The sequence below is a fragment of the Zooshikella ganghwensis DSM 15267 genome, from assembly GCF_000428585.1.
GTDB lineage: Bacteria > Pseudomonadota > Gammaproteobacteria > Pseudomonadales > Zooshikellaceae > Zooshikella > Zooshikella ganghwensis.
In genome coordinates, this window is the sequence record NZ_AUAF01000295.1 from 1 (window position 1) to 2,862 (window position 2,862).

3 protein-coding genes are annotated in these 2,862 nt (G+C 40.9%); all 3 read right to left on the minus strand.

Annotated features, from left to right (window positions below):
• Positions 1–102 precede the first annotated feature (102 nt).
• The 3 genes from F607_RS0126070 to F607_RS32035 all read right to left on the minus strand — a co-directional run bounded on the left by F607_RS0126070 (position 103) and on the right by F607_RS32035 (position 2,552).
• Positions 103–1,233: an ATP-grasp domain-containing protein gene (locus F607_RS0126070; RefSeq protein WP_051311851.1), complete on the minus strand. Its 1,131-nt coding sequence runs from the start codon at positions 1,231–1,233 to the stop codon at positions 103–105.
• A complete protein-coding gene (locus F607_RS35340) occupies positions 1,233–1,451 on the minus strand; it encodes a hypothetical protein (RefSeq protein ID WP_211233714.1) in 219 nt (72 codons plus the stop codon). Before F607_RS35340 ends, F607_RS0126070 begins: the two co-directional genes overlap by 1 nt.
• 63 nt (positions 1,452–1,514) lie before the next feature.
• Positions 1,515–2,552: a F390 synthetase-related protein gene (locus F607_RS32035; protein ID WP_211233715.1), complete on the minus strand. Its 1,038-nt coding sequence runs from the start codon at positions 2,550–2,552 to the stop codon at positions 1,515–1,517.
• Between the last annotated feature and the right edge of the window lie 310 nt (positions 2,553–2,862).

Sequence of the window (2,862 nt, forward strand, 5' to 3'; positions counted from 1 at the left end):
TGTTATAACGATCTTTCAGATCAAAAAAACCTGGTTGCACCATTTTGCTAGCACTCGTTTCTTATTACTCAGCTGCTATGTATTATACATCAATATGAATTTTTAGAGGTGCCCTTCTTTGTCTAATGGTATATCCCACTCAATGTCCAAAGTACTGATATCCGTCATTGGCCGTCGATAACGTACACAACGAAAACATAATTCAGCCAAAGTTAGGCACTGTCCACCAACGAATAATGGATAAACACTATCGGCAAAAACATCATCAGCACATCGGTAATCAAATAATAACTTTTTAAACGGTTCCTTAAATAAAAAGCCATAAAATATGATGTTACCAAGCCGGTATGATCTGGTTTCAGATGGTTTATAGTAAAAATGACCATTGACGTTGACTGTTAAACCAGAAGCTAATAGATGTAGCCCACTGGTTGCTCTTGGGTTACACTCAATGACATAGAGCGTATTATTTTCTTCAATATAATCAAAAGCAACCTGTCCGTGATACTGTGTTCGCTCACCAAATTGTCGAATAAACTCATCTAAGCGATTATCACAATAAGGCTCAAAATAACTCGCTGCCGACTGATTAACACAATATTTTGGCAAATAAGCCTGATGAGCAATTAGTTGTCCATGCTGAAAAAGCGCATAATTGCATATCGCCTGCCCTACTATTTTTTGCTGTTGGACCCATGGTATCGCAGGGGTAATCTGATCAGATGTAAGCACACCTTGGTAAGGACGACGAATAACCTGACGACCAAATCTCGAATACACAGGCTTTAAAATAGATGCTTTATCATCAACAATATCATCAGGGTGCTGACAATAATCTGTAGAAGGTATCTGTACCTGACCTAACCCTGACAATAAGGATAAACTAGTAAATTTATTATGTAATTTAAACAACAGGTCATAATCTGGTAAATACCATTCTACTTTTTGCTCGCCCAGTTGCGCTTCAACGTCTTCTTTGATCGTCGCCAAATAAAATATTTCTTCACATGTAGGGATAATACATTCAATGCAATTATCCCTTAACAGTTTAATTAACGCCTGCTTATATTGCTGTAAATTAAAGCGAGGTGAAGGTAATCGAACATAACCTTGTATACCCTTTATAAAACGCCCCAAAGGCCAAACCATACTATCTGCCAAACAAACCTGATGACCTGCCCGCATTAGTAATCGCGCCCACTCAATGGCTACGGGGGCTCGTGCACCTGTCACTAAGATGACCACAGATTGACCACACGTCGCTGTTTAGTTAAAGGATGCCACTGTGGACGTGGCTGATATTCAAAATGTACCTGTCTTACATCCACATGTAATTGCTTGAAAAGTTGCTGCAAAGCTATTGCAATAGCTGCATGCTGCAGGTCACTTTCAATCTGGATACGATTTATTTTGATTTGAGTAATTCGATAATCTAGAGGCCCTTCACTCATCAAGCTTACAGCTCGGTATATTAAATCAGGTAACACCGAAACTGGTGTATGATTCGCACCCGGTCATTTCAGTAAATCACCGGTACGCCCGGCAATACTCCCTATAGCTTGGAAAACTACAGGTGAAGAACGAGCTATCTTTAGTTGGCCTTTTTCTTCTTGAGCAGCATTGTGTTCACTGCCCTGTTCGTTAACAACCGCAATAACATCATCTAACTGATAACGAATAATCGGCTGCGTCCGTCGTCTAAAATCAGTGATAATAGGAGAAAAATGTGTTTTATCTGGTGTTAGCCAATGTGGCTCAATATGCACTATATCCTCATTCCAACGCATAACACCATCCCTTTGCGTACATGCCAAAAAACCTTCAGTGCATTGGTATATTTCATGAATTGGGCATTTAAACTTGGCAGCTAACAACGCTCGGTCAGTAGGCGTTAACACTTCCGCCCCCGAGACCACTAATGAGGGTGACAGTGTTTGATGTTCCTGGGCACACAATTGAAGCGCCTGAGCACTGCCTACCAATAAGGTAGGGTTAAATGTCGTCAGCTCCGCCATCCATTGATCGAGTGGTTGAGTAAGATCCACATAGTGAAAACGAATATGCCCTCGTTGTACCGTTTGATATAACGGGCTATTTGCTCGAAGCAATAACGCAATACGTTGCGGCATCCATAAACTTGGCAATAACCGACCTAGAATATAACCTGCCCAACAGTGACGCTCTGTTTGCGAAGCTAAAAATAATCCGCGTTGTCCTGAAGTTCCTGAAGATAAACCAACCGTAATATCCTTTAAGACTGAACGACTAAAATCCCTTTCCTGCTCTGCTTTCAAAGCACAGGCAAATAACTGATCTCGATCCAGTTGCCGTGTATTCAGTTGATTAAAGTGCTCCATCATGAGCGACTTTGACATCAGTGGGAATTCTGCTAATGGTTTGCCCCGAAATGCCTGGTAAAATGGTGAATTTTGAGTAACCCAATCCAAATGTCGCGCTACTTGGTGCTGTTGCCATTCAACTAATTGGGAGCGTGTTTTAAAACGACGGTAGCGGCTCATCATTAAATGGCGAAGTATATTCAACTTTTCCATTAGCTAATCCAGCCACGCTGTTTTAATTGATTCAGTGTTTCCTGGCAGTGTGAAGGCAGAAATATGACTTTATCCTTAGTCTGTTCATAACAAGTTCGCAGTTTATTCAATGTATCTTGATATGCCTGTCGATTATCACAGACAATATTTGCCAGCCAATGTTGATTAACGCCATCTCTCAAATTGTCAATAAGCCAACAGGCATCAGCTAATAAAAAGTAAATAATCCACCTTCTTAGAAGGTGGTTTTGCTTTTAACCCCCTGAAAGGGGGCATTACATCACCCTCTCAGTAGGCTAACAAGCTATCC